Origin of the sequence: Luteococcus struthionis, assembly GCF_048595755.1 — a bacterium.
Classification (GTDB): Bacteria; Actinomycetota; Actinomycetes; order Propionibacteriales; family Propionibacteriaceae; genus Luteococcus.
Map to the genome: position 1 here is coordinate 1,197,558 of NZ_CP184360.1, position 26,772 is coordinate 1,224,329.

25 protein-coding genes and 1 pseudogene are annotated in these 26,772 nt (G+C 65.2%); 16 read left to right on the forward strand and 10 right to left on the reverse strand.

Annotation, left to right across the window (positions count from 1 at the left end; genetic code table 11):
• Window positions 1-2: 2 nt before the first annotated feature.
• On the reverse strand, window positions 3-1,199 hold the full coding sequence (locus ACOAMO_RS05500; protein WP_420176584.1) for an AI-2E family transporter: 1,197 nt from the start codon (window positions 1,197-1,199) through the stop codon (window positions 3-5).
• A gap of 202 nt (window positions 1,200-1,401) precedes the next feature.
• Between ACOAMO_RS05500 and mbhE the strand changes: the two genes are divergently transcribed.
• The 7 genes from mbhE (at window position 1,402) to ACOAMO_RS05535 (ending at window position 7,833) form a co-directional block, all read left to right on the forward strand.
• Entirely contained in the window at window positions 1,402-4,194 is a 2,793-nt protein-coding gene (mbhE, locus tag ACOAMO_RS05505) for a hydrogen gas-evolving membrane-bound hydrogenase subunit E (protein WP_420176585.1), read from the forward strand.
• Entirely contained in the window at window positions 4,194-4,616 is a 423-nt protein-coding gene (locus ACOAMO_RS05510) for a sodium:proton antiporter (protein WP_420176586.1), read from the forward strand. Before mbhE ends, ACOAMO_RS05510 begins: the two co-directional genes overlap by 1 nt.
• Window positions 4,613-6,091: a proton-conducting transporter membrane subunit gene (locus tag ACOAMO_RS05515; RefSeq protein ID WP_420176587.1), complete on the forward strand. Its 1,479-nt coding sequence runs from the start codon at window positions 4,613-4,615 to the stop codon at window positions 6,089-6,091. The genes ACOAMO_RS05510 and ACOAMO_RS05515 overlap by 4 nt, the downstream gene beginning before the upstream one ends.
• Entirely contained in the window at window positions 6,088-6,462 is a 375-nt protein-coding gene (locus tag ACOAMO_RS05520; RefSeq protein ID WP_420176588.1) for a Na+/H+ antiporter subunit E, read from the forward strand. Before ACOAMO_RS05515 ends, ACOAMO_RS05520 begins: the two co-directional genes overlap by 4 nt.
• Entirely contained in the window at window positions 6,459-6,716 is a 258-nt protein-coding gene (locus tag ACOAMO_RS05525) for a monovalent cation/H+ antiporter complex subunit F (protein ID WP_420176589.1), read from the forward strand. The genes ACOAMO_RS05520 and ACOAMO_RS05525 overlap by 4 nt, the downstream gene beginning before the upstream one ends.
• Entirely contained in the window at window positions 6,713-7,111 is a 399-nt protein-coding gene (locus tag ACOAMO_RS05530) for a cation:proton antiporter (protein ID WP_420176590.1), read from the forward strand. The genes ACOAMO_RS05525 and ACOAMO_RS05530 overlap by 4 nt, the downstream gene beginning before the upstream one ends.
• Before the next feature lie 182 nt (window positions 7,112-7,293).
• Complete coding sequence (locus ACOAMO_RS05535) at window positions 7,294-7,833, forward strand: excalibur calcium-binding domain-containing protein (RefSeq protein WP_420176591.1); 540 nt, start codon at window positions 7,294-7,296, stop codon at window positions 7,831-7,833.
• Here ACOAMO_RS05535 and pepT read toward each other — a convergent pair.
• A complete protein-coding gene (pepT, locus tag ACOAMO_RS05540; RefSeq protein WP_420176592.1) occupies window positions 7,797-9,095 on the reverse strand; it encodes a peptidase T in 1,299 nt (432 codons plus the stop codon). The two genes, ACOAMO_RS05535 and pepT, sit on opposite strands and share 37 nt — an antisense overlap.
• The gene (locus ACOAMO_RS05545; RefSeq protein WP_420176593.1) at window positions 9,092-10,060 is read right to left on the reverse strand and encodes a sugar-binding transcriptional regulator; all 969 of its coding nucleotides are present in this window, start codon (window positions 10,058-10,060) and stop codon (window positions 9,092-9,094) included. The genes pepT and ACOAMO_RS05545 overlap by 4 nt, the downstream gene beginning before the upstream one ends.
• A 141-nt stretch (window positions 10,061-10,201) precedes the next feature.
• On the opposite strand from ACOAMO_RS05545, the gene ACOAMO_RS05550 reads away from it, so the two are divergent.
• The 7 genes from ACOAMO_RS05550 to ACOAMO_RS05580 all read left to right on the forward strand — a co-directional run bounded on the left by ACOAMO_RS05550 (window position 10,202) and on the right by ACOAMO_RS05580 (window position 17,232).
• Entirely contained in the window at window positions 10,202-10,633 is a 432-nt protein-coding gene (locus ACOAMO_RS05550) for a PTS sugar transporter subunit IIA (protein ID WP_420176594.1), read from the forward strand.
• Complete coding sequence (locus ACOAMO_RS05555) at window positions 10,633-11,367, forward strand: hypothetical protein (RefSeq protein ID WP_420176595.1); 735 nt, start codon at window positions 10,633-10,635, stop codon at window positions 11,365-11,367. The genes ACOAMO_RS05550 and ACOAMO_RS05555 overlap by 1 nt, the downstream gene beginning before the upstream one ends.
• Entirely contained in the window at window positions 11,364-12,824 is a 1,461-nt protein-coding gene (locus tag ACOAMO_RS05560; RefSeq protein ID WP_420176596.1) for a PTS mannitol transporter subunit IICB, read from the forward strand. The genes ACOAMO_RS05555 and ACOAMO_RS05560 overlap by 4 nt, the downstream gene beginning before the upstream one ends.
• The gene (locus ACOAMO_RS05565) at window positions 12,821-14,077 is read left to right on the forward strand and encodes an alcohol dehydrogenase catalytic domain-containing protein (RefSeq protein ID WP_420176597.1); all 1,257 of its coding nucleotides are present in this window, start codon (window positions 12,821-12,823) and stop codon (window positions 14,075-14,077) included. The genes ACOAMO_RS05560 and ACOAMO_RS05565 overlap by 4 nt, the downstream gene beginning before the upstream one ends.
• A gap of 177 nt (window positions 14,078-14,254) precedes the next feature.
• Window positions 14,255-14,962 carry a hypothetical protein gene (locus ACOAMO_RS05570; RefSeq protein ID WP_420176598.1) on the forward strand — a complete coding sequence of 236 codons (708 nt, stop codon included), beginning with the start codon at window positions 14,255-14,257 and terminating at the stop codon, window positions 14,960-14,962.
• Between the two features lie 83 nt (window positions 14,963-15,045).
• Window positions 15,046-15,954, forward strand: a complete 909-nt coding sequence (rbsK, locus tag ACOAMO_RS05575) for a ribokinase (RefSeq protein ID WP_420176599.1) — start codon at window positions 15,046-15,048, stop codon at window positions 15,952-15,954.
• A 216-nt stretch (window positions 15,955-16,170) separates the two neighbouring features.
• The gene (locus ACOAMO_RS05580) at window positions 16,171-17,232 is read left to right on the forward strand and encodes a hypothetical protein (protein ID WP_420176600.1); all 1,062 of its coding nucleotides are present in this window, start codon (window positions 16,171-16,173) and stop codon (window positions 17,230-17,232) included.
• A 150-nt stretch (window positions 17,233-17,382) separates the two neighbouring features.
• Here ACOAMO_RS05580 and ACOAMO_RS05585 read toward each other — a convergent pair whose 3' ends face one another.
• Window positions 17,383-17,982 carry a hypothetical protein gene (locus ACOAMO_RS05585; protein WP_420176601.1) on the reverse strand — a complete coding sequence of 200 codons (600 nt, stop codon included), beginning with the start codon at window positions 17,980-17,982 and terminating at the stop codon, window positions 17,383-17,385.
• Between the two features lie 199 nt (window positions 17,983-18,181).
• On the opposite strand from ACOAMO_RS05585, the gene ACOAMO_RS05590 reads away from it, so the two are divergent.
• Window positions 18,182-19,600 carry an ATP-binding protein gene (locus tag ACOAMO_RS05590; RefSeq protein ID WP_420176602.1) on the forward strand — a complete coding sequence of 473 codons (1,419 nt, stop codon included), beginning with the start codon at window positions 18,182-18,184 and terminating at the stop codon, window positions 19,598-19,600.
• A gap of 18 nt (window positions 19,601-19,618) precedes the next feature.
• Here ACOAMO_RS05590 and ACOAMO_RS05595 read toward each other — a convergent pair whose 3' ends face one another.
• The 3 genes from ACOAMO_RS05595 to ACOAMO_RS05605 form a co-directional block, all read right to left on the reverse strand.
• Complete coding sequence (locus ACOAMO_RS05595) at window positions 19,619-19,987, reverse strand: PH domain-containing protein (protein WP_420176603.1); 369 nt, start codon at window positions 19,985-19,987, stop codon at window positions 19,619-19,621.
• A gap of 11 nt (window positions 19,988-19,998) precedes the next feature.
• Window positions 19,999-21,288 carry a hypothetical protein gene (locus ACOAMO_RS05600; protein WP_420176604.1) on the reverse strand — a complete coding sequence of 430 codons (1,290 nt, stop codon included), beginning with the start codon at window positions 21,286-21,288 and terminating at the stop codon, window positions 19,999-20,001.
• Between the two features lie 129 nt (window positions 21,289-21,417).
• On the reverse strand, window positions 21,418-22,440 hold the full coding sequence (locus ACOAMO_RS05605) for a restriction endonuclease (protein ID WP_420176605.1): 1,023 nt from the start codon (window positions 22,438-22,440) through the stop codon (window positions 21,418-21,420).
• 254 nt (window positions 22,441-22,694) lie between these two features.
• On the opposite strand from ACOAMO_RS05605, the gene ACOAMO_RS05610 reads away from it, so the two are divergent.
• Window positions 22,695-23,045 (forward strand): nucleotide pyrophosphohydrolase, encoded by a 351-nt coding sequence (locus ACOAMO_RS05610; protein WP_420176606.1) that lies wholly within the window; start codon window positions 22,695-22,697, stop codon window positions 23,043-23,045.
• A gap of 147 nt (window positions 23,046-23,192) precedes the next feature.
• Here ACOAMO_RS05610 and ACOAMO_RS05615 read toward each other — a convergent pair.
• The 3 genes and pseudogenes from ACOAMO_RS05615 to ACOAMO_RS05625 form a co-directional block, all read right to left on the reverse strand.
• A pseudogene (locus ACOAMO_RS05615) lies at window positions 23,193-23,406 on the reverse strand (helix-turn-helix domain-containing protein); the annotation flags it as partial.
• A 399-nt stretch (window positions 23,407-23,805) separates the two neighbouring features.
• The gene (locus ACOAMO_RS05620; protein WP_420176974.1) at window positions 23,806-24,855 is read right to left on the reverse strand and encodes an IS110 family transposase; all 1,050 of its coding nucleotides are present in this window, start codon (window positions 24,853-24,855) and stop codon (window positions 23,806-23,808) included.
• Window positions 24,856-25,509: 654 nt separating this feature from the next.
• Window positions 25,510-26,652 carry a hypothetical protein gene (locus ACOAMO_RS05625; RefSeq protein WP_420176607.1) on the reverse strand — a complete coding sequence of 381 codons (1,143 nt, stop codon included), beginning with the start codon at window positions 26,650-26,652 and terminating at the stop codon, window positions 25,510-25,512.
• Window positions 26,653-26,772 lie beyond the last annotated feature (120 nt).

A 26,772-nucleotide genomic window follows, 5' to 3' on the forward strand; every position in this document is an offset into this window, starting at 1 on the left:
GGTCAGGAAGCGCTGACCGAACGGGCGCCCACCGGGCTGTGACCAGCCTCGTCGTCCTGGACGAGCTGGTCGCCTGACTTGTCTTCGTCATCGGACTCATCCCGACGTGACAGCGTGCCCAGCTCGGGGAAGCGGTCATCGTCATTGAGGTAGCGCAGCCACGCCATCACCACGGCCATCACCGGCACGGCCAGCAGCGCGCCGGGCAGGTTCCACAGGTAGCCCGCCAGGCTCACCCCGATGATCACGGCGTAGGGGTGCAGTGAGACGGCCTTGCCCATCAGCAGGGGCTGCAGCACATTGCCCTCGAGCTGCTGCACCAGCAACACCACCAGCAGCATCAGCAGGGCCGTGGTGAGTCCCTTGGCGAACAGTGCGATGCCCACGGCGATCACTCCCGAGACGATCGCGCCCAGGAAGGGGACGAAGGAGGCGACGAAGACCAGCATGGCCACCGGCACCGCGAAGGGCACGCCCAGCACCACGCAACCCAGCCAGATGCCCAGCGCGTCGATCGCGGCGACCGCCACGGCGGTGCGGGCGTAGAGCTCCAGGCTGCGCCAGCTGCGACGCGAGGCCTCCAGCTGGCGGGCACGCGAGCGGTGCGGCACCAGCCACAGCACGCTGCGCCAGATGGCCGGGCCATCGCCCAGGAAGAAGAAGGCACTCACCACCACCAGCAGGACCATGGCGCCCACCTCGGTCACCGATCCGCTGAACTTCATGGCCGTCTGGGCGATGCCCTGGCTGTTGCTCGCCAGCCATTCCTGCCCCTTGTTGACGCCCTCCTGCAGCTGCGCGTCGTCGACGTGCAGCGGCCCGTCGCGCAGCCACTCCGCGGTGGCCGACAGTGATTCCTGCGCCAGCCGGGTGATGCTGCCCATCTGCCGCACCATGGTGCGGGTGGCGAGCGTCACCAGGGTGGCCACCGCCGCCATCAGGGTGATCAGGCACAGCCCGCCGGCCAGGTAGCGGTTCAGGCCCAACCGGCCGTGCAGCCAGCGAACCGATGGGGTCAACAGGGCCGTGACCAGCATGGCGACGGCCATCGGCACCAGTGCGAAGCGGGTCTGGCCTACCACCCACAGGGCCACCCAGGCGCAGGCGACGGCGACGAGGGCGGGGACTCCGAATCTCAGGGCCAGTTCGAGGCCGCGGGGCATCCTGTCCTGGAGTGAGGGTTCCTGGGCGCTGTACACGGCCACCACTGTGCCGGGCCGCATCGGTGGATTCCATCCCACCGGCGGGAACCCACCCTTGGGGATGGGCGAGTTCATCGCAGGGCGGACGTGGACGGACCCCGTAGGCTTGCCCGCGTCTCATAGAATCAGACAAGAACCCCGATACTCCCAAGGCGACGCCTGCACCCCTGTCTGGCTGCGCTCGCCCGAAAGGACCACTGTGGCCCTACCCCTGCTCGTCGCCAGCCTGTTCGGGCTGTCCCTGCTCGGAGCCGTCGTCGGACAGTCGTGGGGACGTCAGGCCGGATGGCTGATGAGTGCGGGGCTTGCCGTGGCCGCCGGGGTGGTCGGCTGGCTTGCGGTGACCCAGCCCGGGCTGGCCTGGGACATCCCGTGGATCCCGCAGCTGGGAGTCTCGCTCGCCCTGAGGCTTGACGGGCTGGCCGTGCTCTTCACCCTGGTGGTGCTGGTCATCGGTGCCCTGGTGATGGCCTATTCGGTGAACTACCTCAAGGACGGCCCGCACGGCCGCTTCTACAGCCTGCTGGTGGCCTTTGCCGCGTCGATGACCGGGCTCGTGCTGGCCGAAGACCTGCTCCTGCTGTGGGTGATGTGGGAGTTCACCACCATCTGCTCCTTCCTGCTCATCGCCCAGTCGGGTGACAAGGGCATCCGCCCCGCCGTGCGCACCTTCGTGCTCACCGCCGCCGGTGGGCTGTGCCTGCTGGCCGCCGTCGCCGTCGCCCGCTACGCCACCGGCACCCTCACCCTGGCCGAGGTCTTGCAGCACGACTCGTGGGCGGGCCACGAGCAGCTGCTGGTGGTGGCCGCGGTGCTGGTGGCCGTGGCGGCCTTCACCAAGTGCGCCCAGTTCCCCTTCCACTACTGGCTGCCCGACGCGATGGTGGCCTCCACCCCGGTGAGCGCCTACCTGCACGCCGCGGCCATGGTGAAGGCGGGCATCTTCCTGCTGGTGCGCTTCTCGACGCTCTTCGCCGGCCTGGCCGTGTGGGACTGGTCGCTGCTGCTGACCGGCCTGTTCACCGCCCTGCTGGGGGCAACACTGGCCATGCAGCGCTTCGACATGAAGGAACTGCTGGCCTACTCCACCATCAGCCAGCTCGGTTTCCTGGTGGCGACCATCGGCATCGGCAGCAGCTACGCCGTCATTGGCGCCCTCACCCACGTGGTGGCCCACGCCCTGTTCAAGTCCGCCCTGTTCATGGGGGTCGGCGTCATCGACGAGCAGACCGGCACCCGAGACATCCGCAAGCTGCGGGGCCTGTGGAAGTCGATGCCCGTCACCTCCGCCGCCCTGGTGGTGGCCGCCGCGGCCATGGCCGGCATCCCGCCGCTGTTCGGCTTCGTCAGCAAGGAGGCGCTCTTCGGTGCGATGACGGGGATGCCGGTGGCGCTGGCCGTCCCCGTCGGACTTTCCGCCGTGCTGGCTGCCACCCTCACCTTCGCCTACTGCGGGCGACTGCTGGTGTACACCCTGCCCGGTGGCCGCATGGAGAATGCTCCCAGCGACGGCCCGGTCAGCATGCTGGCCCCCGTCGTGATCGCCTCCTTCGCCGGCATCGTGTTCGGCCCCTTCGCCGGCGCGCTGGACCCGATGCTCAGCGATGCCGCCAGCGAGGTCACCGGCCAGGCCGAACATGCCCACCTCACCTTGTGGCACGGGTTCAACTGGGCCCTGGGCATGTCGGTCGCGGTGATCGTGCTGGGCTGCCTGGCCGTGGCGGCCCGCGAACGGCTCGAACCTTTCTTCGGGCGTGTCCACACCCCGTTCAGCGGTGTGAAGACCGTCGACACGGCCCGCACCGTCATGGTGGGCAGCGCCTACCGGCTGGGCACCATCACCCGCACCGATTCGCCCAGCCGTCACCTGGGGGCAGGCCTGGCCGCCCTCATCGTGTTGGTGGTGGTCTCGGTCTTCAACTCCGGCCTGTTCCCGATGCCGCAGGACTCCGAACGTCCCTATGACTGGTTCATCGCGGTGCTGGTGTGGGTCGGTGTGGGCTTCACCATCCTGGGCCGCAGCCGTGTGGCGCTGGTGACCACCGTCGGCATCACCGGGTTCTCGGTGGCGCTGTTGCTGTTCAAGCTGGGCGCTCCCGACGTCGCCCTCACCCAGCTGCTGGTGGAGATCCTCACCGTCGTGATGCTGGTGTTGTTGCTGGGGCGCCTGCCGCGCGCCTTCCACCGCACTGGCCGACGCGGCATTGCACTGGCCGGTGCGCTCGGTGCGCTCACCGGGCTGGTCGGCTTCCTGCTGGCCTGGAACCTGCAGGCCGACGCCCGCGTCTCCGACGTGGGGCAGTGGTACCTGGCCAATGCCGAGCGCCTGACCGGCGGCAGCAATGTGGTCAACACCATCCTGGTGGACTTCCGCGCCCTGGACACCTTCGGTGAGCTGTGCGTGCTGGGCGTGACCGCCATGGCCATCCTGGTGGCCCTGGAGGCGCGTGGACTGCTGCCGCAACGCGCCCACCTGTACACCGTCGGCAAGGGCAACCCCGCCCTGGATGCGCACGACAACAACATCACCCTGCAGGTGGTCAGCCGCGTCGTCGGGCCGGTGCTGGTGATCCTGTCGGTGTGGCTCTACTTCCGCGGGCACTACAACCCCGGCGGTGGCTTCATCGCGGCCCTGATGATGGGTGCCGCGCTGTGCCTGGTCTACCTGGCCCACGGACGCAATGCGAAGGTGCTCGACATTCCCGCCATGCTGCTGGTCAGCGTCGGCATCCTGACCAGCGTCGGCACCGGTCTGCTTGGCTACACCAAGGGCTCCTTCCTCACGCCGATCAAGTGGCACGTGGGCCCCTTCGACATCTCCAGCGTGCTGCTCTTCGACCTGGGCGTCTTCCTGGCCGTGGTCGGCCTGATGCTCTCGGCACTGGCCCGCCTGGGCGAGGCCGGCAGCCGCACGCCGCCGCTGCGTCAACCCGGGCCGGTCAAGACCCGCACCGGTGGCGCCTACATCCACATTGCGGGAGGCGATCACTGATGGCCATTGCACTGATCGTCGCCGCCCTGTTCGGTGGTGGCGCCTACATGGTGATGCGGCGCGGCATGCTGCGCGTGGTGGTGGGCTTCATCCTGATCAGCCACGGCGTCAACGTCCTGTTGGTGGCTGCTGGTGACGTCTCGCGTCGTCAGGCCGCGATCGGCGACTATGACCCGGCCACGGTGGCCGATCCCGTGCCGCAGGCCTTCGTGCTCACCGCCATCGTCATCGCCTTCGCGATCACCGTGCTGCTGCTGGTGCTCGCCGTGGTGGGCGACGGCGACGACGACACCCTGATCGACATCACCGGACGAGAAATGGAGTCTCCCTCGCTGATCCAGCACGACGACCACGCCGTCGGACGCAAGCACGAACACTCCGACTGGCATTCCTACATCGACCGGACGGACGCCGAACAGTGAGCCCCGCCCTTCTTCCGCTGCTGGTGGCCGTCCCGCTGGGCGTGGCCGCGCTGCTCATCTTCCTGCGTCCCCCTGCCGCGGTGCGCATCATCGTCATGATGGCCGTGCTGCTGGGGCAGTGTGCCTTCGGTGCGGTCCACTTGTGGCAGCTGCGCGACGGCGGCACCATCGCCCACGGCGTCGGCCTGTGGCCCGCCGGGGTGGCGATTCCCTTTGCGATGGACACCTTCAGCGCCCTGATGCTGACCGTCACCATGCTGCTGATGGTGGTCTGTGCCTGGCTCGGCATCCACGCCGGGGTGGCGGTGGAGCCCTACTTCACCCCGTTGGTGTTGGTGCTGGCCGCAGGGGTCAGCGGTGCGCTGGTGACCGCCGACATGTTCAACCTGTTCGTCTTCATCGAGGTGATGCTGCTGCCCTCCTATGCGCTGATGATCATGGCGCACCGCGGCCAGGGCAAGCTGATGCAGGTGACCGCCACTCGCATCTACGTGGTGGTCAACCTGTTCGCCTCCAACCTGATGCTGTTGGGCGTGGGCCTGCTCTACGGTGCCTCCGGCAGCGTCAACATGGGCGAGTTGGCCGGGCGCGGCATCGAGACGGCCCGCACCGAGCTGGCCGGCAGCATCGTGCTGCTGGCGCTGTGCATCAAGGCCGCCGTCGTGCCGGTGCACGGTTGGGTGGGGCGCACCTATCCCCACATGTCGCCCACCATCTCGGCGATGTTCTCGGGCCTGCACACCAAGGTGGCCATCTACGCCATGTACCGGGTCTTCTCGGTGGTCTTCGGCGGTTGGCCCGCCGCCGGCAGCGTGCTCATGGTGCTGTTCTGCCTGTCCATGCTGCTGGGTGGTCTGCTGCCGCTGGGCGAGACTGACGCGCGGGCGGTGCTCACCGTCGGCATGATCTCGCAGATCGGCTATGTGCTGGCCGGGCTGGCCCTGTTCACGCCGGCCGGCATCGCCGCGGGCGTCTTCTACCTGGTGCACAACATGGTGGTGAAGACCTCGCTGCTGTGCTCGATCGGCGCGGTGGAGATGACCTACGGCCGTTCCCCGCTGGGGCAGGTGCGGGGGCTGTTGAGCCGCGAACGGGTCACCGCGCTGGTCTTCTTCGCCGCCGCCGTCTCGCTGGTGGGCATGCCACCGATGTCGGGTTTCGTCGCCAAGTTCGCCATCGTCACCGCCGCCTTCGACGCCGAGCGGTGGCTGGTCGGTGGTCTGGCGATCGGCGTCAGCGCCCTGACCCTGATGGCCATGATGAAGATCTGGGGTTCGATGTTCCTCGGGTCGGTCGACGAGGAGGACGACGACGGTCCGCGGATTGGCTGGGGCCTGATCGGCCCCGCCCTGCTGCTGCTGGTGGTCAGCCTGGTGCTGGGGCTGGGCGGGCAGGGCCTGATGCATCTGGGTGAGGCTGTGGCCCACAACCTGCTGGAGCCCACCGACTATGCAAGGGCGGTGTCGGGACGATGATTGTCACCTGGCCCCTGCGGCTGATCGGCCTCGTGCTGTGGTTCATGTGGCAGATCGCCGTCTCCAGTTTCGTCGTGATGCGCGACGTCCTCACCCACGACGACGACTCCGATCCGATCATCGTCGAGTACCGCACCGCACCGTTGACCTCCTGGGAGCTGGCGATGCTGGCCCTGATGGTCAACATCACCCCCGGGACCCTGGTGCTGGCCACCCGTCGGGTGCCCGGCCAGGAGGCCGACGCGAAGCTGGAACGCTGGGCGCTGTTCGTCCACGTCATGTACGAGAACCGCGACGAGGCCCTGGCCTCCTTCCGCGGAACCGAGAAGCGCATCGTCCACGCCATGCGCGCGACGGGAGGTGGCCGATGATCGGGATCGTGGTGGCGACGCTGCTGCTGGGCGCCGCCGTGGTGGTGGCCGGGGTACGCATGTTCCTGGGGCCGGACGACGCCAACCGCGCCGTCGGCTCCGACCTGCTCTTCTTCAGCGTGGTCGGCCTGATCGCGCTCTTGGGGGCCTGGATCAAGGCGCCCTATGTCTTCGACATCGTGCTGGGCAGCACGGTGGTGGGATTCCTGGCGTCGGTGGCGCTGGCCATGGCCGTGACGAGGGGACGCCGATGAGTGTGCTGGAGATGAGTTCACTGCTGGGGCAGGTCTTGGTGGTGCTGGGCGCCGGGCTGTTCACCACCGCCGCCATCGGCCTGCTGCGTTTCAAGGACGCCTACTGCCGCAGTTCTGCCATCGCCACGGCCGCGGGGCCGGGCATCAGCCTGGTGCTGATGGGGGTCTTCTGCATGATGCCCAGCTGGACCAATCTGGGAAAGCTGGCGCTGTGCATCGTGCTGCAGCTGGGCACCTCGGCAGTGGGCAGCATGGCGATCGGTCGTGCCGCCTACCTGACCGGTTCCAGCCTGCACTCGCCCAGCGGCCACGACGAGCTGGCTGGCCCCGGTGGCGCCCCGCCGCTGGCGGGGAAGAAGAAGCCGCGTCCGGTGCAGACGCCGAAGGTAGATTGAGCTCGCGCCACCGTGGAGGAGCGCAGACATCCATCGGCTGCGTTTGCCATCTCGGTGGGGGCGCTTCCAGCTGACTGAAGCTTTCCTGTCAGGGATGACCCGCTGCCGGGTAAGTGGGATTTGCTCAATAGGGTAACGAGATCTGATGCACACCATCGGAATCCCCAGAGAAAGATCCCTCAATGAGTAACACGACTCCGCCCCCTCCGCCCTCGAACTGGCATGCCTATGAGTCGGCGCGGAGTGAAGAGCAGGGAACAGGCTCCGGAATCGTTGAACAGAAGAAGTCGCTCTTCAAGAAGAAGCGTTTTTGGTTGGTGGCGGCGCCGTTGGCGCTCTGGGCGCTCGGGTCGATGAACCAGAGTCCGGATTCTGTGCCGGCTGCGGCACCGATGCCGGCCGCGACGGTGACTGTGACCCAGGCTGCTCCCACGGCCACCGTGACTGCCACTGCCACTGCTACTGCCACCGTCACGGCTACTGCCACTTCGACAGTGACGGCTCCGGCGATGACCGCCGTCGAGGATCAGAACACCAGCGGAACAACCCGGGTAGGTCTCGCCCAAGCCCCGGCGGCACAGCAAGGGAGCGGGGGCACCGATCCCAGGATGGGGACGTGCACCAAGGCGAAGGCGGCGGGATACGGCCCGTACCGGCAAGGTCAGGATCCTGAGTACGACTGGTATCAGGATCGAGATGGTGACGGCGTCGTCTGCGAGTGATCGCGCCTGGCGGCCCCAGGGCTGATCAGTTCCAGCACCATCCGGTGGCTCAGCTCGAAGGAGCGCAGCGGCAGGAATTCGTGGATGCTGTGGAAGTTGTGCGCCCCGGTGAAGAAGTTCGGCGTCAGGATCCCTTGCGTGGAAAGCCATGAGCCGTCGGTGCCGCCGCGCATGGCCAGCGGCTTGGGCGTGATTCCCAGCTCTTCCATGGCGGTGAGCATCAAGTCGATCGCGGCGCGGTTGTCGTCGGTGACCGCGTCATCGATGTTGCCGTAGACGTCGTTGATCTCCAGTTCGACCACCGCTGCGGGATGGATCTGTCGGACGTGCTCGACCGCGCTCCGCAAGGACCTCTTGTGCTGCTCGAAACGGTGACGGTCATGTTCGCGGATGTTCAGCTCGAGGGTGGCGGTCGCGGGGTTGGCGTCCACGTCGGTGACCCAGATGTAGCCGTCGGTGCCGTCGGTGTGCTCCGGGGTGTGTTCCCGATCGAGCAACGCCACCAGGTCATGCGCCACCATCACCGGGTTGACCAGCACCCCCTTGGCCGACATCGGATGCGCCGTGACGCCCTGGATCTGCACCGTAGCCGAGGCCGCATTGAAGGTCTGCCAGACGGCCTCGCCCACCTCGCACGAGTCGATGGTCCAGGCGTAGGTGACCGGGAAGCGGCTCAGCTCCAGCGTGCGCACACCCCGCAGGCCGATCTCCTCGTCGGGGACGATCGCCAGGTACACGTCACCGTGTTGCGTGGTGTCGTCGGCGAGCAACGTGATCGCCGCCTCCATCACCGACGCGATTCCCGCCTTGTCGTCGGCACCCAGGACGCTGGTGCCGTCGGTCACCAGCAGACGATCACCCGTGTAGGCGGTCAGCTCCGGGTGTTCTTTCGGGCGCAGCCACAGATCCAGCTCCTCGTTGAGACAGATGTCGTCGCCGTCGAAGGACACCACTCGGGCGCGGACCTCGGGGGAGAGGTTCACGTCCACGGTGTCCAGGTGGACGCAGAAACCCACGGCCGGCACCGACGCGTGGCCCTGTGGGAGCCGTGCCGGGATGCGGGCGGTCAGCACCGAGGTCTCGGAGATGTGTACGTCGCGCGCGCACGCCTCGCGCAGTTCTTCGGCGAGCAGCTCTGCCAACTCCCGTTGGCCCGGGGTGCTGGGCACGCACGTGCAGCTGGCATCCGACTGGCTCGTGACGGCGCTGTAACGCAGGAAGCGCTCGGCAAGACGGTCCTGCAGGGCTGGGTCTGGGGTCATGGTTCCTCCTGCAAGGGGAGCTGTCGGGGGCCAGGGGGCACTGCCTCCTGGTTGAGGAGCAGGCGAGCAGTGCGTTCGTCGGTGATGAGCGAGGTGATCAGGCGCGAACGGGCAACAGCGGCAAGCGCTGGCACCTTCTCCGTGCCGCCAGCCACTGCCAACACTTGGGGCACGGCGATGAGCTGTGTGGCAGAGATTGAGATGCGCCGCTGCACCACAGGCGCGTCGAAGGGGCGTCCGTCATCCCTGATGAAGATGCCCACCACCTCGGCGCGTACTCCCGCCTCATCCAGCTCGCGCTTGTCCTGCTCGGAGAGGCTCTGCATGAGCTGCGTGATGGGTGGATCCCAAGACCCGATGGAAAGCACTGCCAGGTCCAGGTCTTGGTAGGTGGCCAGCACCGAAGCGATGGCCGGGTCCTTGCGCAAGCCTTCCGCGGTGGCGGCGGAGTCGACGAACATGGGCGCGAAGATCGTCATGGTGCGCACCGACGAACGTCCTGCCACCCGGCGCATCACGTCGACGGGGGACTGTTCGAAGTCGGTTCCCACACTCCCCGTCAGGGCGACAAGTGTCGATTCGGGCAACAGGTCCATGAATCCACCGATGGAGGCGAGCGTGCGGCCCCAGGAGAAGCCGAAGGTATCGCCCGCTTGCACGGTCCTTCGCAGGTAGGCGGCTGCCGCTCGGGCCAATGCCTCGCGATTCTCGGCGTCGTCCTCCGCGCCGGCAACCACCTCCACGTCACTGAGCTGGAGGTGGGTCTTGAGCTGTTCAGCCAGGTCATCGTCACGCACGACGCCATCCATGATGCTGATTCGTACGATGCCCTGGTCCCGAGCGCGCTCCAGAAGGCGCGCCACCTTGAACCGCGACAGGTTCAACTCCGTGGCGATCTGGGTCTTGGCTTTGTCATCCAAGTAGTAGGCGCGCGCCACGTCCACCATCAACTGGCGGTCATTCACAGCCCATTCTCCTCAACGCGCTCGTCTGAGCATTCATGGAACAACTGTGCCACAGCGCTTGACTGGGTGGGAGGGTGAAACCTACAGTGCTCATATGCTCAATGAAAGCTCATATGAGCATCAGCGAACATTGGAGTACCCATGAACCTGATTGACGGATCGACTGTGATCCTTCAGCACGAGACGGCCCCCTGGCAGGAGTTGGTGCGACTCAGCGCGGGCATGCTGGAACGCAAGGGCATCACCACCCCTGACTATGTGGAGGGGATCTTCGAGAGCATCGAGAAGAACGGCAGCTACATGCTGATCGCGCCTCGCGTGCTGCTGGCCCACACGCGCCCCGAGAAGGGCGCCGTCGGTACCGGCCTCAGCCTCATCACCACCGGGGAGGATGTTCCCTTCGGAGAGGAGGGCAAGCCCACGCGTCTCTTCTTCACGCTTGCTGCATCCGACTCGAACGCCCATCTGGAATTGCTCACGCACCTGGCCGAGGTCCTGGCCGACGAGGCCCTGTTCGAGGAACTCGTCACCACCTCGGATGCCGCGCGGGTGCAAGAGATCCTGAATCCGTGATGAGCATGCGCATCACCATTAATGGTCTTGAGCAGGAGATCGTCTACGACCACCACGCACTGGACGACCTCATCATCCCGATGTTGCGCCAGTGGATGCAGGCCACCACTGACGGTCGACGCCACTGGGCCTTCCTCGTGGCGCCACCTGGGGCCGGCAAGTCGGTCCTGGCCGAGTTGATCGGTTCGGCGCTGGCACCAGATCTGCAGTGCCTGGGGCTCGACGGTTTCCACTTTCCCCAGGCCTACCTGCAGCACAACACCTACCGCGATGCGGTGGGGCAGGAGACCCCCTTGTCCACCATCAAGGGGGCCCCGGAGACCTTCGACGCGGAGCGGCTGGCCCAATACATCGAGCAGTCACGGCATCGTGACGTTGCTTGGCCCGTCTACGACCGCACCCTGCACGACGTCGTGGACGGTGTCGAGCGGGTGGCTGCCAGCCACGTGCTGTTGGAGGGCAACTGGCTGCTGCTCGATGATCCCCGGTGGAATGCCCTGCGCCCGCTCGCCGAACGCGTCATCTTCATCGACGCGCCGGAAGGGGTACTGCGCAAGCGCCTGGTGGACCGCAAGGTCCAGGGCGGTCTCACCCAGGGGGAGGCGGAGGCCTTCTTCGAACGAAGCGACGGCCCGAATGTGCGCCGCGTCCTCACTCAATCCAACCTGGCCAACGTAGACCTGCTGCTCGCCATGCAGGCCGACGGGTCACTGATCGAAAGCGAACTGTCATGACAGCAACCACGGCGCCGGCGACAAGGACGTCCGCCCGCGCACGGATGCAGGCCTTCGGTGGATTCCTCACCGCAATGGTCATCCCCAACATGGGCGCCTTCATCGCCTGGGGGCTCATCACCGCCCTGTTCATCCCGACCGGCTGGATCCCCAATGAGGATCTCGGCCAGCTCGTCGGCCCCCTGATCACCTACATGCTGCCCATCCTGCTGGCCTACACCGGCGGCGAGCTGGTGCACGGCAAGCGCGGTGGTGTGATCGGAGTCGTGGGCGCCATCGGCTTGATGGTCGGTGCCGAGATCCCGATGTTCCTGGGGGCCATGATCATGGGCCCGCTGAGCGCCTGGATCCTCAAGAAGTGGGACAACGCCATCCAGCACCGGATCCGTCCCGGCTTCGAGATGGTGGTGAACAACTTTGCCCTCGGCATCATCGGTTTCCTGCTGTGCCTGGCCTCGTACAAGGGTGTCGGCCCAATGGTGGAGTCGCTCAACAACGGTCTGACCGCCGTGGTCAATGCGCTGGTTGACACCGGCATCCTGCCGCTGGTGGCGATCCTCAATGAGCCGGCCAAGGTGCTCTTCCTCAACAACGTGATTGACCAAGGGATCTACTACCCGCTGGGCATGCAGGAGACGGTCGAAGCTGGCAAGTCCATCTTCTTCGTCTTGGCTTCCAATCCCGGCCCCGGTCTGGGGCTTCTGCTGGCCTACTGGTTCTTCAGCGGCAACAAGGTCATGCGTGAGACAGCGCCAGGCGCCATCATCATCCACTTCCTTGGTGGCATCCACGAGATCTACTTCCCCTATGTGCTTGCCAAGCCCATCACGATCATCGGCATGATGGCGGGTGCGGCCTCCGGCATTGCCACGGCCCAGGTGATGAATGCTGGCTTGGTGGCAGGCCCCTCGCCGGGCTCGATCTTTGCCTATCTGATGCTCACTCCCAAGGGGAACTTCACCGGCATCATCCTCGACGTGGTGGTGGCCACTCTGGTTTCCTTCCTGGTCAATGCGGCCCTGCTCAAGGCGTCGGCTCGTAAGGATGCCGCCAAGGGTGGCGCTGCTCTCGAGGAGGCCAAGGCGCGCTCGGCAGCGATGAAGCAGGAAGGCAAGGACCTGCTGGCTGGAGCATCTGCCGCGCCCGTCGCTGTAGCTCAGGGCATCTCCAAGGTTGTCTTCGCCTGTGACGCGGGAATGGGCAGCTCCACCATGGGAGCCAGCCTCTTCCGCAAGAAGGTGCAGCAAGCCGACCTGTCCGTCGAAGTGAGCAATACCGCCATCGAGAAGATCCCTACTGATGCGGATGTGGTGGTCACTCACAAGAACTTGGGGGACCGTGCTCGGATGACCGTGGGCGATGGCGTGGAAGTCATCACCATCGAGAACTTCCTGTCCGACCCCAACATCGATTCTCTCTACGACCGAATCTCCAGTGCGCAGGAGGCACGTTCATGAAGACCGAAGCCGTTCACATCACGGGCCCTGCCCAGTGGGAAATGATCTCGAAGGAGCTTCCCGAGATCGGCCCTCGCGAGGTTTTGCTCAAGGTGGCTGCCAGCGGCATGTGCTATTCCACCTACAAGGCCTACAGTCTGGGTCCTGAACACAAGCGGGTGCCGGACGACGTGGCAGAGAATCCGGTGATGACTGGGCACGAATTCTGCGGCACCATCGCCCAGGTCGGCAGCGAGTTGGCTGGCCAGTATGAGGTGGGACAGCCGGTCATGATCCAGCCGGCCATGGGGCTTCCCACGGGCTATTCGCCGGGGTACAGCTATCCCTACTACGGGGGTGACGCCACCTACACGATCGTTCCCGACTTTGCGATCGACATGGGGTGCATCCTGCCGTACGGGTCGGACTACATGGCCAATGCCAGTCTGGCAGAGCCCATGATGTGCATCATCGGAGCCTTTCACTCCAATTTCCACACCACTCAGTTCGTCTATGAGCACCGGATGGGGATCGAGCCCGGTGGCGACCTGGCCCTGCTGGGCTGCGGTGGCCCGATGGGGCTGGGCGCAATCCAGTACGCCCTCAACGGCCCGTACAAGCCACGCACCATCGTCGTCACCGACATTGATGCCGATCGCTTGGCTCGGGCGGAGCAGCTGCTGCCGCCGTCTCTGTTGGAGGGAACTGGACGTCGTCTGGTCTACATCAACACCGCGGAGTGTGAGGATGTCGAGGCCACTCTGCGTGCTGAGACCCCTGACGACAAGGGCTTCGACGATGTCTTCGTCTTTGCCGTCAATCGCGAGCTGGTGGAGACGGCTCAGGCGATCATGGGCTTCGACGGTTGCTTGAATTTCTTTGCTGGGCCCACTGACAAGAACTTCTCCGCCATGTTCAACTTCTACGACGTGCACTACGAGATCCACCATGTGGTCGGTACTTCTGGTGGTTCGCGCAGCGACATGGAAGAGGCCTTGAAGATGGCGGCCGAGGGCACCCTCAATCCGTCGATGATGATCTCGCATGTGGGTGGTCTGGATGCCGTCGGCCCCACGCTGGAACGTTTTCCGGAGATCCCCGGTGGCAAGAAGATGTTCTACCCCTTTGTCAGGATGCCGCTGACGGCGATCCAGGATTTCCGCGCAAGGAGCGCCGAGGACCCTCGATTTGCCGGACTGGCCGATATCTGCGAGGCGAATGACAACATCTGGAGCGCCGAGGCCGAGAAGTACCTCCTCGAGAATTGGAGCTGAGAAAAGTCGCTGGAGAGGGCTGTGGGCCGCCTGGAGCTGGGCGGGCCACAGCCCTGTGATGGCAGGAAAAGCGCAATCTAGCTCGCCTTGTCTGGGGGACCCTCTCCTTGTTTTGATGAATTTTTAATCTCGCTGGACCCATGGACATGGCGCCGACGGTCTGTGCAGGGTGGGGCCATGCAGACCTTGAAGAGGTGGAGCCTTGTAACAGCGGTGCTGGCGTTGGCCACAACTGGCTGTGGAACCAACGCAGACCCCACATCACCGTCCGCATCGACGACCGCAGCAGCCGCACCACAAGCCACGGCAGTCGCTGCAGCAGCCTCCCAGGAGGGAGAACCGACCCAGTCCGACGCGCCCAGCCAGGCGCCCGAGACCCAGACTTCCGAAACCCAGACTTCCGATGACCAGGCCCAGCAGGGCCAGCAGGCGGCGAGTGACTCCGCGTCGCCCTCGGGATCGGCTCAGGCGCCCGGCAAGACGCTCGGCCTGGCCCCCGGGGAGACCGCCAAGATGAAGCACTTTGACGTCACCATGTTGAAATCCCAGTTCGGACAGGACTCGGTGAGCCACGGCTGGAAGGTGCGGGTCTGCTACACCCGCGCCCATCCGGATGCCAACCCTGACGGCACCACACGCGTCAGCGCCGATCCGTGGTCTGTCTTGGTTCGTGACGGAGAGGGCAGCAAGGAGACCTCCTGGTATCCGCTGGACGACTTCCCTGCCGACAAGGGCTGGACCCCGCCCTATCAGGAGCGTCAGCTTGCTGTGGGGGACTGCACCGAGGGATGGCTGGCGATCCGCCATGACAATCCCGACCTGCAGTTCTCCGGGCTGCGCTACCAGCCCGCCGACTTCGACGAGGTCGCAACTTGGATCTCCTAGAAGGGATGAACCGAACCTCCAAGTGAGCAGTGCCCCGCAGGGATGCCTGCGGGGCACTCGTCTGTCCGTGGCAGGCTGAACTCATGGACATTGCCGTCATCGGATCGAACATGGTGGACCTGATCACCTACACCAGCCGGATGCCCCAGTTGGGGGAGACCCTTGCGGGGCAGGACTTCCAGATGGGCTGCGGTGGCAAGGGCGCCAACCAGGCCATTGCCGCCAGCCGGTTGGGTTCGCACGTGCTGATGCTCACCCGGGTGGGCGACGACCTGTTCGCGCAGAACACCATGCGCAACTTCGAGGCGAACGGGATCGACACCAGCTTCGTGCTCACCACTCCGGGCGCGTCTGGTGTCGCCCCGATCTTCGTCGACGAGCAGGGGCGCAACTCCATCGTCATCGTCAAGGGCGCCAACGACCTGCTCACCCCGGCCGACATCGACGCGGCGCGCGATGAGACTTCCCGGTGTCGGTTGATCGTCCTGCAGCTCGAGGTGCCGCTGGAGACCGTCTACCACGCCATCCAGACCGGGCAGGATCTCGGCATTCCCGTGCTGCTCAACCCGGCGCCGGCCACGCCCGAGCTGGACTACGCCCGGATCGCGACGGTCGACTGGTTCATGCCCAACGAATCGGAGCTGGCCCTGCTCACCGGGCTGCCCACCACCACTCTCGACGAAGTGGAGGCCGCCGCTCGTTCCTTGGTGGGCAAGGGGATGCGCAATGTGGTGGTCACGCTGGGTGAGCGCGGCGTGCTGTGGCTGTCTGCGGAGGAGAAGCACCTGGTGGAGCCGGTCTCGGTGCAGGCTGTTGACACGACGGGCGCCGGTGACGCCTTCATCGGCTGCTTCAGCCACGCACTGGTCAGCGGGAAGGACCCCTTGGAGGCATTGCGCCTGGCCAATGCCTACGCCGCGGACTCGGTGACCCGACGGGGGACCCAGACGTCATATGCGACGGCGGAGGAGTTCGAGCTGGCACGAGGCTAGGTCACCGGGAGTTTCCGTGGTCGTGATGTTGTGTTGGCCCACCTGTCCGGGGCCGTTGATGGGATGGCTGGACCCCACCCCTTCACACAAGGAGCCCCTATGCTGAGCCTCCGTACCGCCCTCGCCACCACTGCAGCAGTGGCTCTCGTCGCCACTCCTGCTCTCGCAGCACCTACGCAGGGTCACGACCAGCCACGTAAGCCTTCCAAGACCCAGTTGAAGGACTTCCCAAAGACCATCGAATCCGGGTCTTGGGACACCAGCCACATCCAGGGCATCGCCATCGACAAGAAGCGCGGCTTCGTCTACCACTCCTTCACCCAGATGCTGGTCAAGACCGATCTGAAGGGCAATGTCATCTCCACAGTGTCCGGCTTCACCGGCCACTTGGGAGACCTCGACTTCAATGAGGTCGACGGCCGCGTCTACGGATCACTGGAGTACAAGTCCGCCAAGGCCTTCTACATCGCCATCATCGACGTCGACAAGATGACCGAGGTGGGCATGGATGCCGAGAAGTCCGGTGTGGTCTCTACCGTGCACCTGTCCGAGGTGGTCAAGGACTTCACCGCAGACATGGACGGCAACGGCACCTTCGACGGCGACGTTGCCGACACCGCCGACCACCGCTACGGCTGCAGCGGCATCGACGGCGTCTCCTTCGGCCCGGCCTTCGGAAGGAAGGGCGGCAAGCAGATGCTCTCGGTGGCCTACGGCATCTACAAGAACGTGGAGCGCACCGACAACGACGAGCAGGTGCTACTGCAGTACGACATCTCCGACTGGGCCAAGTACGAGAAGCCCCTCACCCAGACCGACCCACACCGCTCGGGCCCCAAGCGCGTGGGCGGAAAGTACTTCGTGCGCACGGGAAACACCACCTATGGCGTGCAGAACCTCACTTATGACGCAGCGACCCACCAGTGGTTCATGGGTGTCTACCGCGGCACCAAGCCGGAGTTCCCCAACCGTCTGCTCTACGTCGTCGACGGCAACGCGAAGCCGCGCTTGAAGAAGCTGGTTGGCCAGGAGCCGCTCGAGTACGGAATGTCGATCCCGCTGTCCAAGAAGGGTCTGCGTCACCCGAGTGGCATCCGCGGATTCGAGTTCAAGGCAGATGTGGGCATCGAGCCGATCGGCAATGGCTACTTCTACGTGGTGAAGGACTTCGACGACCTGTCCTCGGGCAAGAAGAAGGAGGCCGGCACCCTGGAGCTCCACAAGTGGACGGGCAAGTCCCCGGCTGGCTTCGAGCCTGTTGAGCGGGTCGGACGCTGACCCTTGCGGAACAGCCTGTGCGGCCCCACCCTCATCAGGTGGGGCCGCACAGGCGTCTGGGGCCGTTAGCCGTTGAGGACCGCCCAGCCGATCAGGCTGTCGGCCTTGGCGCGACGAAACTCTGCCGCAGGCAGATCCGCGGCTTCGCGTTCAGTCCACATGATCCTGCGCGGTATCCCTCCGGTTCTTCAGGAAGGCACTGGTCCCGTAAGCGGAGAGCCGGTACTCGCCCCAGTAGTTCAGGAATTCTGCTGCCGTATCCCCATCGTGCATCGCGTCTTCGTACGCGCAGTCCCAGGAGACCAAGCGCCCATCGACTGCTTCCGCCAGGGCGATCGCTGCGAGGCCATAACCAGTGGAGGCAATGGCTGAGCTGCCCAAACTGCGGTACTCGAACCAGCAGTGGCGTGCCGAGTTGAGCTTGGCGACCTGTTCTGGGTTGAGCCGCTGCTTCAGCTCATTGCCATACTCCTCATCGCCTGAGAGCGACTCGCAAGTGGGCCAAGAGGAAGAGTCCCACACGCCGTTGAGCCAGTAGGCGAATCCGACTTCCAAACCTGGCGCCCAGCGGGTGCCAAGCGCGATCTCCTCGACCGGATCGGTGTTTGGATGGAAGGCCCTCACCTCGATGACTGACGGAACGTCGTGCCGGTCCAGCAGTTCTTGGAAGAGTTGCTGAGTTCTGGCACGTGTCTGTTCCACGAGCGGCAGGTGGTCACTCAGGGGATAGATGTCAATCGTGGTGGACATGGCGGCCTCCTGGTCACTGGTCCTGGCGGGCCGGGCGGCTTCGATGATCCCGACCTCTTCCCCGGAAGCCCATGCCCGGCGGGCGCGTCGGCGCCGACCTGTTTCAGGGGTGAGTGTAGATGTTCGGTGAAGTCATCTTCCTGTGGCTCCAGGACTTGAACTACTCTAACTCTAACTCTATTAGAGTAGGTGAGAGTAGATGCAGCTCGACAAGACCAAACTCCTGTCGATGGATCCAGCTGAACGGCAGTCCCTGCTGGCGACCACGCCGGAAGACCAGTGGTTCGAGCGCAAGTCTGCGCGAGTCACGGCTGACGTCTTCGCGAAGTCGATCATCGGCATGGCCAATGCCGAAGGCGGCTTGGTTGTTGTCGGCATCAGCGATGGCGCCGTCGAGGATCTGTCGGCCGACGCCCGGCACGTCAACGAACTGCGCCGGGTGCCCCAGACCCACTGCGCTCCGCCGCCGCTGGTGAGGTTCGCTGAGCTTCCGGTCGACGATGGGAAGGTCGTCCTGCTGGCCGACGTATCCCCTGGTCGAACCGTGCATGAGAGTACGTCGGGGCACTGCTACCTGCGTGTTGGCGACTCCACCATGAAGCTCTCCGCTGCTCAGCGCGAGGAACTGCTCTACGACCGTGGCGCGGCTGAGTACGAGGCCCGTCCCATGCCAGGGATCACGACCTCTTCGCTTGATTCTGGCTTGGTGGACGGGCTGCGAAAAGCCATTGGCGCCCAAGGCGACGACGAGCGCGTGCTGGCCGCGCGCAGCCTGCTCGACCTGCGCGGGGAGGTGACCATCGCGGCTTACCTGCTGCTTGCGCCCCGCCCGCAGGAGCTCATGCCGCATGCCCATGTGCGCGTGCTGCGCTATCTGTCAGCCCATGCTGGGACGGGTGGACGCCAGAGCCTGGCCGACGATGGCGATCGGCGCATCGAGGGGCCGATTCCCCAGGTCATTGAGCAGGCTGCGGCGCTGGTCGAGGAGTGGATGCCGCGGCGTCGGGCGCTCCGAGAGGACGGGAAGTTCGGGCCGGTGGACGTCGTGCCCCGCGACGCTTGGCTGGAAGGTCTGGTGAACGCCGTCGTGCACCGGTCGTACAGCATGGCCGGCGACCACATCAGGGTGCACCTGTACCCGGATCGCGTCGAGATCGAGAGCCCCGGGCGTTTCCCCGGCATCGTCGACCCGGAGCGTCCGCTGGAGATTGCCCGCTATGCCCGGAATCCGCGGATCGCGCGGGTGTGCAACGACCTGGGCATCACCCAGGAGAAGGGCGAGGGCATCATCCGCATCTTCGACGAGATGCGGATCCGGGGCCTGGCCGATCCGATCTACAAGCAGACGTCGGGCAGCGTGCGGCTCACGCTGCTGAGCACGCCGCGGCTGGACGCGGAAACCGAGGCGCGGTTGCCCGGGGGTGCCCACGGCGTCCTGGAGGTACTGCGAGCCGCTGGTCGCCCACTGGGCACGGGTGAGATCGCCGCGGGCATCGGGCGGCAGCGGCCCGCGACGATCCGGGCGCTCAAGGCACTGCAGGAGGTTGGCGAGGTGGTCTGGGAGGGCAAGTCCGCCAAGGATCCGCGCGCGACGTGGAGGCTGCCGACGGGCGGTTGACCTTGCCCCTGTGGGCGGCTATCCGTTGAGGACCGCCCAGCCGATCAGGTTGTCGATCTTGCGCACGTCGACGCCCTTGCCGAGCTTGATCTTGATGTGGCCGGCGCGGGTCCACAGCTCCACCTCGGCATTGAAGTCGAGGGTGCCAGCGTTCTCCGTCGACCACATGTTGATGGAGCTGTAGGGAAGGGAATACATCTCCACCTTCTTGCCGGTGATGCCCTGGGAGTCGCGCACGATGAGGCGCTTGGTGGTGAAGACCGCGGAGTCGCGGAAGGTCTTGTATGCCGCCACCGGACGTTCGTCTCCCACCATGAGCGGGGCGATGTCATTGGGGATGGGGCATTCGTCGACGAGGGTCCATGCGGCGATGGGGGCCATTTCCATGAGAGTCGCTCCTACTGCTTCGTTTCCAGATCAGAATCGGTGGAAGCCTCGCGCTCCTTGTCGAGGATGGCCGCAGCCTTGCGCAGGATCAGCTCGTCCTTCTTGTCGACGATCTGCTCACCCGCTTCCTTGACCTTGTCGGTGGCTCGTTCCGAGACCTCCCGCACAGTGCTGGCGGCCTCGGCGGCGTTCTCCTTGGCCTTGCGTGCCTGCTGCTCGACGAGCTGACTCACGGCCTTGGTCCACGTCACTTCCTCGAGGGCGTCCGAGGTGCTGCAGTCGAGTTCGAGGGCTTCAGCGAAGGCGAGGGACTTCTGCCGCACATCGTCGTGTTGATCGTGGATCTTGGCCGCCAATCGGGGTCGCAGCACCTTGCTGGCATTGGCCTTGAGTGCGGCTGCGCGCATCTGTGCGGCCAGGGCTTCGACGGCCGCGTCGAGGCGGGCCAGACGCTCGGTGCGGGTCTCGCGCAGCGCCCGCTCGTGGGCCTCCAGCTGTTCCGGGTTCTCGGCGGCGACGCGATCCAGCTCCAGCACGGCGATGCGGTCCTGCAGGTTCGCCGCGGTTGCCAGTACGCCGAGCCACAGTTCGACGTCGTGCTGGACCGCCTCTGTGGCCTTTTCGGTGTCGCCCAGCCCGCGTGCGCTGGTCACCTCTTGCCGCAGTCGATCGAGCTTCTTCAGCGCCATGGCTTGGCAGGTGGCCAAGGTCTGCGCGGTCCCCTGGATCTGCGCCCACGTGGTCGACGGGAGGCTGCCCAGTTTGTCACGCATGCTCTCGGCATCCTTGAGGAGCAGCTCGACGCCCCGCAGGTTCGCCCACTCGACGTCCTGTTGGTGCTCCAGCACTTTGTCGAGCTTGGCGTCAATCGTTGCGAGGTAGTCGGTGACCTCACTGATCGCCTGTTCGATGGCCAGCTGGGTCATCATCGCGCCCAGGGCGACGGGGGCAGCCGGCGTGGCGAGGGCTGCCTTTCCGGGAGTCTGGAAGGCGAGGTGCTTCACGATCGTCCCGTCGGCATTGCGCAGCACACCGCTGAAATGTCCCGCCGCCGTGCTGGTGAATCCGCCGGCCGCCTTCACCGCGGCAGCTGACTCCGGGGTGAGCTTCACATAGCGGCCAGAACTGGCCAGCACCTCGCCGATTCCCTGTGCGACGGCTCCCGCGATTGCGACATTGCGCGGGCTGACTACTTTTGCCACCAGACCTTGCTCCGCAAGGGATCTGTCGATCTCCGCGGGGTCTCCGAGCAGCAGGATTCCGTGGTCGTCACTCAGTGCGACGAGGTCATTCGGGGGCATGCTTCCTCCGGGGGTGAGGGGTCGCCATCGACCCTTTCAGTGGCCCCGGTCCTGTGCGGAGCAACACGTGCGGAGGGCAGGTGATCTTCAGTCGGCTTTGGGTGCTCGACATCAAGACACTGGTTGCGGTCACTGGTTCTCCGCAGCGCGCTCGACGACGAAGACTGGGCGCAGCGGCAAGAGGTCGCGCCAGCGCACCGGCAGCGCGGCGTAGTTCTCCAAGGTCAGCGCGACGATGTCTGGGCCTGTGAGCAGACGCAGATTGTGGCGTTCCCGCTCAAGGGCAACGGCGTCCTTGCTGTAGGCGCCCAGGGTGACGAACAGCCCCACCTCATTGCCGGTGGGCGAGAGGGTGCCGAGCAAGCGCTGCACGTCGGGCCTGCTCTGGGTGGCGACGGTGTGCTTGCATTGCACCTTGATCAATGGAGTTTCGAGTCCCAGCGCGTCCTTGTGGGCAATGACGTCCACGCCACCGTCCGCGCTGTACGGCGTGCCTCGAGCCTGGTAGCCGAGCGTCCGCAGAAGGTCGGCGGTGAATTCCTCGAAGGCGTGGTGTGAGATCTCATTCAGCAGTACGCGCGCCACGAAGTCGACCGTGTGCTGGCGGACCTGTTCCGCGTCAATGGACTGGCTGACAGCCTCCTCCGTGTCGTCGACGGGAACTCCGGGATGGGTTGGGGCGGTGGCGGGCAAGTGCAGGAAGTCAAGGAAGGCCTTGGCGCCCTGGGCCACCTTGAACAGGGTCAGCGGTACGTTGATCCCGTTGAGCACCTCTTGGGGAAAATCGAGGCGTGGGACGTCGCGCATGAGCCACTCCACGGGGCGGCGATGGTGATGTTCGGTCCCGGTGGGCTCGTGGAAATAACCACCAGTGACCCGTCCGAAGTTCAGTGTGCCGGTCTCCTTCACGGGATAGACGACCACGTCGCCGATCTCCATCTCGAAGGCGAAACGCTTCAGAATTCCCGCCCACACAGGGAAGGCCCCGCGCTTGGCGTTCGGGTAGCCATGTTCGAGCAAGGCTGTGATCCTGGCCATGTCTGGACCGATCTGTTGCATGTCGCCGACGCAGTCCCACCCGATGGAGATGAAGCCTCCTTCGAATAGTTCGTCACCCAGCGCGTCGTTGCGAACCACCCAGATCGTGCTCATGCAGCGAATCTACGAGACGCTGGCTCAGGACGTGGGAGGCGCGTCACGAGGTTGCGTCCGTGGTCGTCGCTGAGCGCGATGATGTTCATTCGCGAGCACAAGTCCTTCGGGGGTGAGGGGGAGTCTTCACCGTCTCAAACCGGCGGAGGGTGGGCTGGTGCGACGCTCGGCTGCGCCGTCGGTCCTCAACCCAGACACCGACATCTGGCGGTTGTGCGCCATGGCCGTACCTACGCGTGTGTGATCCTGAACTCATGGCCGAAGATTTCGCAGAGTTGCAGGAGCGGTACCGACACTTTCGTCGGGAGCGCGACTGGGACAAGTACAACGATCCGAAGTCGCTGATTCTGGCTCTTGTCGGCGAGGTGGGAGAGCTGGCAGAGCTCTTCCAGTGGGTCCCGGCAGATCAAGCCAACGTCGTCTTCGCTGACCCGGAGCGGAAGCATCGGGCTGGCGAGGAGATGTCCGACGTGCTCATCTACCTCATGGGGCTGGCAGACGCGCTCGACCTGGACCTCGTTTCCGTCGCCCACGAGAAGCTGACAGCTGCCGAGAAGCGTTTTCCGATCGACGAAGTGCGTGGCGTCGCTCCGCTCAAGAAGTGAGCGCCGCTCCGGAGACCCCTACTCGATGAGGCTGCGTAAGAACTCCTGCGTTTCCGGATCGGTGCTGTGAATGGTGACGCCCAACAGTCCGCGGGTCAGCAGGACCTTGTAGACGTTGCGGACGAAGCGGTCGAAGTACCCGTCGTCCACCTTCTTCCGGGTCTTGTTCGGGCTGTGTGTGGGAGGAGGAGCGGTCCTGCATCGACTCGCCGGCCCGGTAGCGGTCGGCCCATCGTTTGAGGGTGGGCCACGAGACCTGGAAGCGGGCGGCGACCTCAGCGATCGGGACGCCGTTGTCGACCACGAGCTGGGCGACGATCAGACGGTGTTTCGGGGTCAGTGCTGCGTTAGCGTGGGACACAAGAGGGCCTTCCTGGCTTGGCGTGGTTCTGTCGCAAGTCCCACTCAACCAGCGAGGCCCTCCCTTGTTCACACGCCCGGATCGCAGTCCTTTAGTCAACCTGTCCGGTCAGTACAACTGATATGGGTGTGGTTCTTGTCAAGAGGGCAGGACCAGGCGCCACCAGGCTGGATGCTTGGTGGCGCCTCTCGCGTGTCTGTCGACGGCGATGTCAGTCTGATATTCGCGGGTTGGTTACCGCAGGACGGTGCTTTCGGCTCGGAACGTCACGTCTGTCTAGCGTCGAGCGTTGCCGGCATCGTTGATGACGGCTGCTCATAGGTGTTTCGCGGGTCGCTCCGGTCGCTGCGTCGCCCCTCGCGGACCTGGCTTTGGGCCAAGTTTGTGGGCCCCGAGGGGCTATTCCTCGAGGACGGCCAGCGACCAGCACCAGCCCGCGAGCTTGCGGGCGATCGCGGCGTTGGCGACGTTGTTGGCCTTCTTGCGGGCTTTGAACTGGTTCCAGCGATGGTTCAACCGGCGATTGCCCAGGTCACCGCGGGCCCGGGCAGCCGGGGAGGCGAGGTCCCAACGGTCACGGATCGTCTTGCCGGGAACGTAGCGGTGCTGGTGGTGCCAAGCGGCCTCGACCAGCAGCCGCCGGGCATGACCGTTGCCGGTTTTCGTGATCGGCCCTTGTGAGCGGGACTGGCCCGACGAGTTCTCCGACGGGACGAGCCCCAGGTAGGAGCCGATCGAGTTGCCGGTGAACCTGGCCCAGTCGCCGATCTCGACCGCCAACCCGAACCCCGTCAGCGTCGAGATCCCTCGCAGACAGCCGAGCCTGCGGACGACATCGGTGTACTGGCTGTCACCAGCCATGGTGGTGATGCGTTCATCGAGACGATCACGGCGCGCCGTGATCGTGATCACGCTGTCGTAGGCCTCGTCGAAGGCGGCCTGGACCAGGGGTGAGTCGAAGCGTTGCCGTCGCAGCCACGCGTCATGGGATCCGACCCAGGCCTGCCCGCCAGAGTAGACGATCCCGTGACGCAGCAGGAGCTTCGAGAGGCGATGCCTGGCCCGCATCAGATCACTGCGGCAGTCCTCACGGGCCCTCACCAGGTCACGAGCAGCCTCGGTCAGCTCATCAGGAACCGTGACCGCAGTGAACGCGTCCAGCCGCAACAGCGTCGACAGGTGTTCGGCGTCGATCGCATCAGTCTTCACCCGAGCCCCGGAAGGCTTCTGGAGCTTGGACGGGGCCGCGACGACCGTCCTGATGTCGTTCCCCAGCAGGGTTCGGGCCAGACCGTAACCGGTCGGGCCAGCCTCATAGATCGCTGCGGACGGACCGGGCAGGGTCTTGATCCAGGCCGTCACTTCCACAGGATCGGGGCAGAGTCTGGCCTTGAAGATTTCTCCGGTCTGAACGTCCATGGCATGCGCCACGACGCTGCGGGCATGCACGTCCAGGCCGACACTCGTACGCTCGGTAAACAACCGAGGCCTCCCACGTATGTCGGAAAGGCCAGACAGGCCGCCCCTGTCCGGCAACCCACGAATCGTTACGCGGCGAGGCCCCGGCCTGCCAGAGCTTCACCCCAGATCGGGGTCACCCATACCGTCTAGAGCAGCGGTTTGGGGCTGACGTCGGCTGAAGGCGTAGACCTCGTCGGCGCCCGCTTTCGCGCCAACTGGGTCCAGGTCAGGCCGTCATCGTGGGGCCGGATGAAGTTGACATAAGCAACCAGCACTAGGTGGCCCCGACGAAGGCGGTCAAGGTCGTGGCAGGCGCAGTGTGACGAGTCTTGGACTGTGTCAGACAGCACCGGTCGTGCAGTGGTGCCGAGCATCGCCGCCGCCCACAGACCAACCACGATGCCCGTGATTCCCAGCGCTGGCGCCGAGCCAGCTTCGGCGAGGTGCACTGGCAGGCTGGGCCAGGCTCTCACCGGGCTGCCGCCGTGGAAGATGGATGTGTAGAGGAGAAGGCTCCCCAGAGGACCAAAAGGGCTGGCCATCAGCATGCCCTCAAGGGAGTACCACGCCTGCTGTTGCGCGGTGGAGAGCAGATCCCGCCGTTGGCGTCGGCGGTCGCTGTTCCCTTGTTCATGTCGCGCCTCAATCCACTCGGACCACGTTGCTGTTTCGCTGACCGAGGAGGTCTGTCCAGCGGTACTCAGTCGGCGTGGTCTCGGCGACCCGTACGCAGTGGCTCTTGTCCGTGCCCTCCTGCCTGTATACGAGCGTCATGGAAGTGGACCTCCACTTCCCATCCGGTTGTCGCCGCTGAAGGGTGTAGGTCCCATCGCCACCAAACCCCACGGAGCTGGAAACCTCCAGGCAGACCTTCGTTCCACCATTGGAGGATTCCGTCGTGGCCGTGAGCTTCTGCACCGCGTTGTTGAAGTATGTTCCAGCCCATAGGCCACCCGACCAAGCCGCGCCCGAGGTGAGAAGTAACGAGAGCACGGTCATGACCGCAGTGGTTCGAGACAGCGATCCCGGAGAACCGATCTTGGCGACAGCACGCACTGCGTGGTCCACGGGCTTGCCCATCCTCGAGCGCCTACCGATCCGACACATACCGAGCAGGGAAAGGGCGAACCGCAAGGTCGACCACATGGCCACGACTGCACAAGCCAGTCCACAGAGCTGCAGCATCGGGAAGAGGAACAGTCCCGAGTCGCTGGTCAACGCTGCCCAGACACCTCGCTCCCTGATGACGGCGACAGCCTTGCGGGCGTCTCCACCCCAAGGTGCGCTACGAGTCAGGCGGGGAACCAACCAAAGGGCGGCGGTACAAATCGCGACTGTCACAGAGTGCGCGATGAGCCTGCCGTCGAAGCGCACTCTGGTTACCAAGAGGTAGCTGACACAGCCGACCAGGAAGGAGAGGACGACCGCGTATGACGTGCCCAAGACTCGAAGAACCCAATCCTGGTGATTGGCGTACAAGGCTACGGCGAGCACCACGAGCGCACCGGTCACGTACGATGCGTCATCGCTGTTGGATTGTTGCGAGGGTCCGTGCTGAGCAGCGCTTGGTTGGGTGTTCATCTGCTGTTGGATGGTTGGTGCAATGGTGATGCGCTCATCTCGAGTGACGGTTTGTGTCACGTTGTCACCCACATGAGTGCTGCCGTGGTAGCTGATTCTGGACTCCGCCGATGGTGAGCTTCGAGTGAACACGGAGCTCACCGCAGTCGCGAGCACACCACTGACGAAACCAGTGGCGATCTGGACAAGCGCATCCTGAAGCATCTGTCTTCTCCTTGGGGGGGTGGAGGATCCGGTGCGGCCCCGAAGCCGAGCACTTACCTTCTGGAGAAGAGGTTGCCGGACGCCACTGACAGTTTTCGCGACACGCCTCCCGGGGCCCAC

Bases quoted from the DNA above. Each gene is read 5' to 3' on its own strand.
- ACOAMO_RS05510 (WP_420176586.1), top strand. From the start codon at position 4,194: ATGGCCATTGCACTGATCGTCGCCGCCCTGTTCGGTGGTGGCGCCTAC.
- ACOAMO_RS05520 (WP_420176588.1), top strand. From the start codon at position 6,088: ATGATTGTCACCTGGCCCCTGCGGCTGATCGGCCTCGTGCTGTGGTTC.
- ACOAMO_RS05525 (WP_420176589.1), top strand. From the start codon at position 6,459: ATGATCGGGATCGTGGTGGCGACGCTGCTGCTGGGCGCCGCCGTGGTG.
- ACOAMO_RS05530 (WP_420176590.1), top strand. From the start codon at position 6,713: ATGAGTGTGCTGGAGATGAGTTCACTGCTGGGGCAGGTCTTGGTGGTG.
- ACOAMO_RS05535 (WP_420176591.1), top strand. From the start codon at position 7,294: ATGAGTAACACGACTCCGCCCCCTCCGCCCTCGAACTGGCATGCCTAT.
- pepT (WP_420176592.1), bottom strand. From the start codon at position 9,095: ATGACCCCAGACCCAGCCCTGCAGGACCGTCTTGCCGAGCGCTTCCTG.
- ACOAMO_RS05550 (WP_420176594.1), top strand. From the start codon at position 10,202: ATGAACCTGATTGACGGATCGACTGTGATCCTTCAGCACGAGACGGCC.
- ACOAMO_RS05555 (WP_420176595.1), top strand. From the start codon at position 10,633: ATGAGCATGCGCATCACCATTAATGGTCTTGAGCAGGAGATCGTCTAC.
- ACOAMO_RS05560 (WP_420176596.1), top strand. From the start codon at position 11,364: ATGACAGCAACCACGGCGCCGGCGACAAGGACGTCCGCCCGCGCACGG.
- ACOAMO_RS05565 (WP_420176597.1), top strand. From the start codon at position 12,821: ATGAAGACCGAAGCCGTTCACATCACGGGCCCTGCCCAGTGGGAAATG.
- ACOAMO_RS05570 (WP_420176598.1), top strand. From the start codon at position 14,255: ATGCAGACCTTGAAGAGGTGGAGCCTTGTAACAGCGGTGCTGGCGTTG.
- rbsK (WP_420176599.1), top strand. From the start codon at position 15,046: ATGGACATTGCCGTCATCGGATCGAACATGGTGGACCTGATCACCTAC.
- ACOAMO_RS05585 (WP_420176601.1), bottom strand. From the start codon at position 17,982: ATGTCCACCACGATTGACATCTATCCCCTGAGTGACCACCTGCCGCTC.
- ACOAMO_RS05590 (WP_420176602.1), top strand. From the start codon at position 18,182: ATGCAGCTCGACAAGACCAAACTCCTGTCGATGGATCCAGCTGAACGG.
- ACOAMO_RS05595 (WP_420176603.1), bottom strand. From the start codon at position 19,987: ATGGAAATGGCCCCCATCGCCGCATGGACCCTCGTCGACGAATGCCCC.
- ACOAMO_RS05600 (WP_420176604.1), bottom strand. From the start codon at position 21,288: ATGCCCCCGAATGACCTCGTCGCACTGAGTGACGACCACGGAATCCTG.
- ACOAMO_RS05605 (WP_420176605.1), bottom strand. From the start codon at position 22,440: ATGAGCACGATCTGGGTGGTTCGCAACGACGCGCTGGGTGACGAACTA.
- ACOAMO_RS05610 (WP_420176606.1), top strand. From the start codon at position 22,695: ATGGCCGAAGATTTCGCAGAGTTGCAGGAGCGGTACCGACACTTTCGT.
- ACOAMO_RS05625 (WP_420176607.1), bottom strand. From the start codon at position 26,652: ATGCTTCAGGATGCGCTTGTCCAGATCGCCACTGGTTTCGTCAGTGGT.